A 6,326-nucleotide genomic window follows, 5' to 3' on the forward strand; every position below is an offset into this window, starting at 1 on the left:
GATGTTGAAGGACGTAAATTAAGTTTAGGTCATAAACAGACTACTGATAACCCTTGGGATAAGTACGAAACTGAATTCGCATTAGATACAGTTCATAAAGCTGCTATTACTGAAATAGTTGACAAAGGTGCTACTATCGATTTCAATGAAGATATCGTAGCATTTGTACCTTCTCGTCACTTAGAGAAAGAAGATGGTTCTAAACTTAAGAAAGGTGAAGAAACAGAATTCAAAATTATTGAATTTAACAAAGAGTTTAAAAGAGTAGTTGCTTCGCATACTGCTATTTTTAGAGAAGAGGAAATTAAGAATGTAAAAGCTGCTGTTAAGAAAGCTGCTGCTGCAACCGCTGAAGCAAAACCAACTTTAGGTGATGCTAATGATGCCTTACAAGCTCTTAAAGATAAAATGGATGGAAAAGCTGCTAAACCAGCAAAAACTAAGAAGAAGTAATTTTTCTGAAATTCATTTATAATATTAAAGCCTCCAAGAAATTGGAGGCTTTTTTTTGTTTAAAAAGACCGTTTAATCCCAATGAAAATCGGGAGCGTAGTGAAAGCCCGACCTAGGTCCTGAACTAAATTCAGGATTTAGGTAGCACCCAAATAAAGATTATTAGTATTGGTTTTTACTTCTAACTTTTTGCATTATATTTGTTCTCCAAATACGTTTGGATACTATATGAGTCAAAAAGTTTTACTTAACGCAAAAGAGGTAAACATCATTCTTCACCGATTGGCTTGTCAACTTATTGAAAAACACAACGACTTTTCTAACACGGTACTTATTGGTTTACAGCCTCGTGGCGTTTTTTTAGCGGAAAGATTAGCTAAAATATTGACTGAGGATTATAAAGTAAAAAACATAAAATTAGGGCATCTTGATATCACCTTTTTTAGGGATGATTTTCGACGTGGAGAAAAAACTCTTGAAGCCAACACAACAAAAATCAATTTTTTAGTTGAAGATAAAAACATTGTGTTTATTGATGATGTTTTATATACTGGCCGTAGTATTAGAGCAGCTTTAACAGCGATACAATCTTTTGGAAGACCAAATGAAATTGAACTCTTAACATTGATTGATAGAAGATTCAGCAGACATTTACCTATTCAGCCTAATTATAAAGGAAGACAGGTAGATGTTATAAATAATGAAAAAGTAAAGGTAAACTGGAAAGAGCATGATAAGGAAGATTCGGTTTACTTAATTGAGAAATAGAATAAAGTTTGAAGTCGGGAGCACGAAGTTAGATGTTCTTGTCAGGTTGAGCGCAGTCGAAACCTATTAAATGAATAAAAATAGCTAATAGAATAACAATGAGCGAATTAAGTGTCAATCACTTATTAGGAATTAAATATCTTCAAGAAAAAGATATCCAACTTATTTTTGAAACGGCCGATCATTTTAAAGAAGTGATTAACAGACCTATTAAAAAAGTACCATCGCTAAGAGATATTACCATTGCCAACTTATTTTTCGAGAATTCAACCAGAACAAAATTGTCTTTTGAACTTGCTGAAAAACGTTTATCTGCCGATGTGCTAAATTTTTCATCCTCGCAATCTTCTGTTAAAAAAGGCGAAACACTTATTGATACCGTTAACAATATTTTATCTATGAAAGTAGATATGGTTGTGATGCGACACCCGAATCCTGGTGCTGGGGTGTTTTTATCTAAACACGTTAAAGCAAGTATTATTAATGCTGGCGATGGTGCTCACGAACACCCTACGCAAGCCTTATTAGACTCGTATTCAATTAGAGAAAAGTTAGGCGATGTTAAAGGAAAAAAAATCGTTATTGTTGGTGATATTTTGCATAGTAGAGTAGCGCTTTCAAACATATTTGCATTGCAGTTACAAGGGGCTGAAGTGATGGTTTGCGGACCAAAAACTTTAATTCCTAAACATATAAATGAACTTGGAGTAAAAGTTGAAACAAATTTACGCAAAGCATTGAATTGGTGCGATGTAGCGAATGTGCTTCGTGTGCAAAATGAACGGATGGACATCAGCTATTTTCCATCAACAAGAGAATACACACAACAGTTTGGAATAAACAAAGATTTACTAGATTCTTTAGATAAAGAAATAACCATTATGCATCCAGGGCCAATAAATAGAGGCGTGGAAATTACAAGTGATGTAGCAGATTCAAAACAATCTATTATATTAGATCAAGTACAAAATGGGGTAGCAGTAAGAATGGCTGTTATTTATTTATTAGCATCGAAAATAAAACAATAGATTATGATTTTTGACCAAAAGGACAATACAACTATTATTACTCAAGAAAAGGTATCGGTTATTGAGTTGGTTAAAAAATTACAGGCATTATATCCAAAATATAAAAACAATAATATTGTGGTTACGTTAACGAGTATAAATGCCATTACTAAATCTGAAATTACAGAGTTTTTGCAAATATCAAATACACATGTTGCAGCGAAACATTCATTTGTAATTGTTTCGAGTAAAATAGATTTAGAAAGTGTTCCAGATCAACTTGCCGTAGTTCCTACTATTCAAGAGGCATTTGATATTATTGAAATGGAAGATATGGAACGCGACTTAGGATTTTAACATGACTAAATTTCACCTTGCTCAAGTAAATATTGCAAGACGGTTGGCTCCAATGGACGACCCAATTATGCAAGATTTCGTTAATAATCTTGACAAAATGAATGCCATTGCAGATTTAAGTAATGGGTTTATTTGGCGTTTAAAAGATGAAGATAAAGATGAAGCTGCAATTGTTTTTAAAGACGATTTACTTATAATTAATATGTCGGTTTGGGAAAATTTAGAATCGCTATTTAATTACACGTATAATTCTGGACATATAGAAGTTTTTAAGCGAAAGAAAGAATGGTTTAGTAAAATAAAAATGATGCACATGGCATTTTGGTTTGTTCCTGAAGGCTATGTACCAACTTTTCAAGATGCTAAAACCCGATTAGATTATTTGAATACTCATGGAGAAACACCTTTTTCTTTTTCGTTTAAGAGTAAATATACCATTGAAGATTCACTAAATTATAAACTGTTATAATAACATGAAGCTCTCAATTTTAGGTTGTTACAGTGCTACACCGCGTACTTTAAACAATACAACATCGCAAGTTTTAGAAATAAACAATCACATGTTTTTAATTGATTGTGGTGAGGGCACACAAGTTGAATTACGAAGACATAAAATAAAATTTAGTCGGATTAAGCGGATTTTTATATCGCATTTACATGGCGATCATTTTTTTGGTTTGGTTGGTTTAATTTCAACCTTTAGATTACTTACAAGAGAAACAGATTTGCATATCTACGGACCAAAAGGCATAAAAGAAATTGTTACGCTTCAAATGAAATTGGCTGATTCTTGGACAAATTACAACCTTTATTTTCATGAATTAACTTCAAAGAAAACTGAATTAATTTTTGAAGACGATAAAGTGGAAGTGCATACCATACCTTTAAATCATAGAATTTATACCAATGGCTATCTTTTTAAGGAAAAAGAAGGCTTACGCAAATTACAAATTCATGCAGTTGAAGAGGCAAATATCGACGTGGCCTATTATAGAAAATTAACTCAAGGTTTTGATGTTGAAAATGAGGATGGCGTTATTATAAAAAATGAAACAGTAACCAAACCAGGAATAAAACCAAAAAGTTATGCTTTTTGTAGTGATACCATGTATAAGGAAGATATAGTTTCCATTATAAAAAACTCCGATGTTTTGTATCACGAATCTACTTTTTTAGAACAACATGCTCATCTTGCCGTAAAAACAAAACATGCAACCGCCAAGGAAGCCGCAAGCATAGCAAAACAAGCGAATGTTGGCACTTTAATACTTGGGCATTACTCAACACGTTATGGCGGCATAGAAGCCTTTAAAGAGGAAGCAAACGAGGTTTTTGATAATGTTGAATTAGCCGAAGATGGTAAAACATTTGAGTTTTAGTCCAAACTTATTGTTTTTCGCAATAAATTTTAAACCTCTCCAGCCATTTATCTACCTGCTTTTTAAACAAACTTGGAAATAATTTTGAAATTAGTTTTAAAAAAAGGCCTTTAAATTGAGTGTAATGAATTTCAGTTGTCAATTTAGTTTTATTTTCATTCAAAACAATAAAGCTTGTGCGCATGGTATTTGTCATACTCTTGTGCTCATATTTCGCATAAAACGCATCAGGTAATGTGTTTTGAATAATAGTTTCAATTAAATCAAATTTCTTGTAAACTAATTTAGTTTTTGCACCAGTTTCACCTTTATTACCAATTAAATGCTCCATTCTTATAAAATCTTTTTGCGATTGCTTTAATGATTCTGGATCTTCAAAATGAGCAACAACTTCATTAATTGATTTATTTATATTAATATTACAGACAAATTTCATAAAATAAAGTTTGCTATTAAGATAATAAAAAAACCAGTCATTTTTTTTTAAAAACCCTTAAATTGCACCTGTATGGAAAAGGATTTAAGCAATTATAGAAAATCGTACGAAAAAGGTGAATTACTTTTAAGTGAAGTGCCTGAAAACCCGCTGGAGTTATTTCAAAAATGGTTTTATGAGGTTGATAAGCATTTCGCAGGAGATGAAACTAATGCCATGACAATTTCTACATTAGGCTTAGATGGTTTTCCAAAAAATAGGGTAGTGCTCCTTAAAAAATATACCTATGAAGGTTTTATATTTTATACGAATTACAATAGTGAAAAAGGTAAAGCTATTGATGCTAACCCAAATGTATGCTTGTCTTTTTTCTGGCATGGTGCGGAAAGACAAATTATTATAAAAGGAAAGGCTGAAAAAATTGCCCCGAATTTAAGCGATGGCTATTTTGAATCTCGTCCTAGAGGTAGTCAATTAGGGGCTGTGGTTTCTAACCAAAGCGATGTGGTTGATAATAGACAGTTTCTAGAATCAAAACTTGCCAATTTAGAATCTGAATTCGAAGGCAAAGAAATTCCAAGACCAGTATATTGGGGAGGTTATATTGTTAAACCTGTTGAAATGGAATTTTGGCAAGGAAGACCCAACAGGCTTCATGACCGTATTCGATATAAACTTCAAGATGATTACAATTGGCAAATTCATCGATTATCTCCTTAAAATTACGTTGAAACGCACAAAACATCTTGTTGATATTGTATTTTAACGATTAAAAACACATATAATCGATGAAGCGCATGCGTCTTATCGATTTTAACAATTCATTAACAATTACTTCAGGTTAGTCGGTTAATTTTACAAACCCAATTCTAAATTAACTTAACCTATGAAGTTATTAACCAAGTTACCATTTATGGTATTGCTGGCTGTATTTTCGTTGTCATCATGCACAACAGATAGCCTAGACGATAAGGCAGATGCCATGGCATTAAGCCTGGTTACACCAGAAGCCAAAACTATAGAAGTTGAAATTCTAGAACGTATTAATAACCATAGATTATCATTAGGTTTGAGCCCTTTGGCGGACATGGAAATAGTAAAATCTGTTGCATTTAGTCATACAGATTATATGGTTGATAAGGATGAAGTTTCACACCATAATTTTTTTACTCGAAGCGAATATTTAAAATCTCATGCAGGAGCCAAGACAGTTACAGAAAATGTGGCCTATGGATATAGTTCTGCGGAAGCTGTTGTAAGGGCCTGGATTAAAAGTGAAGCACATAAGGAAAACTTAGAAGGAGATTTTACAAATTTTGACATATCAGCAGAAAAAAATGAAGATGGCAGGTGGTATTACACCAATATCTTCATAAAAAAATAAACATTTTTATACACAAATCCCAATAACTTAAAAGTTAATAATTAAATAACAGATTAAAAGTCCTTTCAATTAATGAAAGGATTTTTTTATTGCAACAATGTCGTTTTTGAAAAATATTTGAGCGTTACCTATATCCTGAATTTAGTTCAGGAAATAGGTCGGGCCTGCCTGCCGGCAGGCAGGCTTTCCATTCCAAGTCCTCGCACCTTCGGGCTGTGGGCTTTCCTTTGCAATCCCTAACGCGGGCCTATTTGCCTAAGCCAATTTATAGGATGTAAATTAGTTAATGTCTTTAATACCATTACTATATAAATCTAAAACAACATTTAATAATGTTTCTAGGGCTTTTAAAATGATATCCTGGTTTAGGTTAACCCCAAGTTTTCATGCGTTTACGCGTTCTTATTTTCAAAAACAGGGTGTTTTAAGTATTCACATCCATCAAAAAAAAAATAAGCATTCCGAGTATTCTTTTCAACTTATATGTAAACCATTTTTTTGTTATAAAAAAAACCACCAAAGAAAATTACCTTTGGTGGTTT

9 protein-coding genes are annotated in these 6,326 nt (G+C 32.6%); 8 read left to right on the top strand and 1 reads right to left on the bottom strand.

Features of this window, described 5'->3' with window-relative positions; genetic code table 11:
• From WBN21_RS03015 to WBN21_RS03040, 6 genes are all read left to right on the top strand, one after another.
• Positions 1 to 453 (top strand): S1 RNA-binding domain-containing protein (locus WBN21_RS03015; protein ID WP_424197817.1); only part of this gene is annotated, 453 nt, incomplete at its 5' end.
• A 228-nt stretch (positions 454 to 681) separates the two neighbouring features.
• The gene (gene pyrR, locus WBN21_RS03020) at positions 682 to 1,221 is read left to right on the top strand and encodes a bifunctional pyr operon transcriptional regulator/uracil phosphoribosyltransferase PyrR (protein WP_424197818.1); all 540 of its coding nucleotides are present in this window, start codon (positions 682 to 684) and stop codon (positions 1,219 to 1,221) included.
• Positions 1,222 to 1,319: 98 nt separating this feature from the next.
• Positions 1,320 to 2,249: an aspartate carbamoyltransferase catalytic subunit gene (locus tag WBN21_RS03025; RefSeq protein ID WP_424197819.1), complete on the top strand. Its 930-nt coding sequence runs from the start codon at positions 1,320 to 1,322 to the stop codon at positions 2,247 to 2,249.
• Positions 2,250 to 2,252: 3 nt separating this feature from the next.
• The gene (locus WBN21_RS03030) at positions 2,253 to 2,585 is read left to right on the top strand and encodes a ribonuclease Z (RefSeq protein ID WP_424197820.1); all 333 of its coding nucleotides are present in this window, start codon (positions 2,253 to 2,255) and stop codon (positions 2,583 to 2,585) included.
• Position 2,586: 1 nt separating this feature from the next.
• A complete protein-coding gene (locus WBN21_RS03035) occupies positions 2,587 to 3,054 on the top strand; it encodes a DUF3291 domain-containing protein (RefSeq protein ID WP_424197821.1) in 468 nt (155 codons plus the stop codon).
• Positions 3,055 to 3,058: 4 nt separating this feature from the next.
• Positions 3,059 to 3,964 (top strand): ribonuclease Z, encoded by a 906-nt coding sequence (locus WBN21_RS03040; protein WP_424197822.1) that lies wholly within the window; start codon positions 3,059 to 3,061, stop codon positions 3,962 to 3,964.
• 7 nt (positions 3,965 to 3,971) lie between these two features.
• On the opposite strand, the gene WBN21_RS03045 is transcribed toward WBN21_RS03040, so the two are convergent.
• A complete protein-coding gene (locus WBN21_RS03045) occupies positions 3,972 to 4,400 on the bottom strand; it encodes an SRPBCC family protein (RefSeq protein WP_424197823.1) in 429 nt (142 codons plus the stop codon).
• Positions 4,401 to 4,472: 72 nt separating this feature from the next.
• Here WBN21_RS03045 and pdxH point away from each other — a divergent pair, with 72 nt between their 5' ends.
• Together pdxH and WBN21_RS03055 are read left to right on the top strand one after the other, a co-directional pair.
• The gene (gene pdxH, locus WBN21_RS03050) at positions 4,473 to 5,120 is read left to right on the top strand and encodes a pyridoxamine 5'-phosphate oxidase (protein ID WP_424197824.1); all 648 of its coding nucleotides are present in this window, start codon (positions 4,473 to 4,475) and stop codon (positions 5,118 to 5,120) included.
• 166 nt (positions 5,121 to 5,286) lie between these two features.
• Positions 5,287 to 5,784 carry a CAP domain-containing protein gene (locus WBN21_RS03055; RefSeq protein ID WP_424197825.1) on the top strand — a complete coding sequence of 166 codons (498 nt, stop codon included), beginning with the start codon at positions 5,287 to 5,289 and terminating at the stop codon, positions 5,782 to 5,784.
• Positions 5,785 to 6,326 lie beyond the last annotated feature (542 nt).

This window comes from Algibacter sp. (genome assembly GCF_049667265.1).
GTDB lineage: Bacteria > Bacteroidota > Bacteroidia > Flavobacteriales > Flavobacteriaceae > Algibacter_B.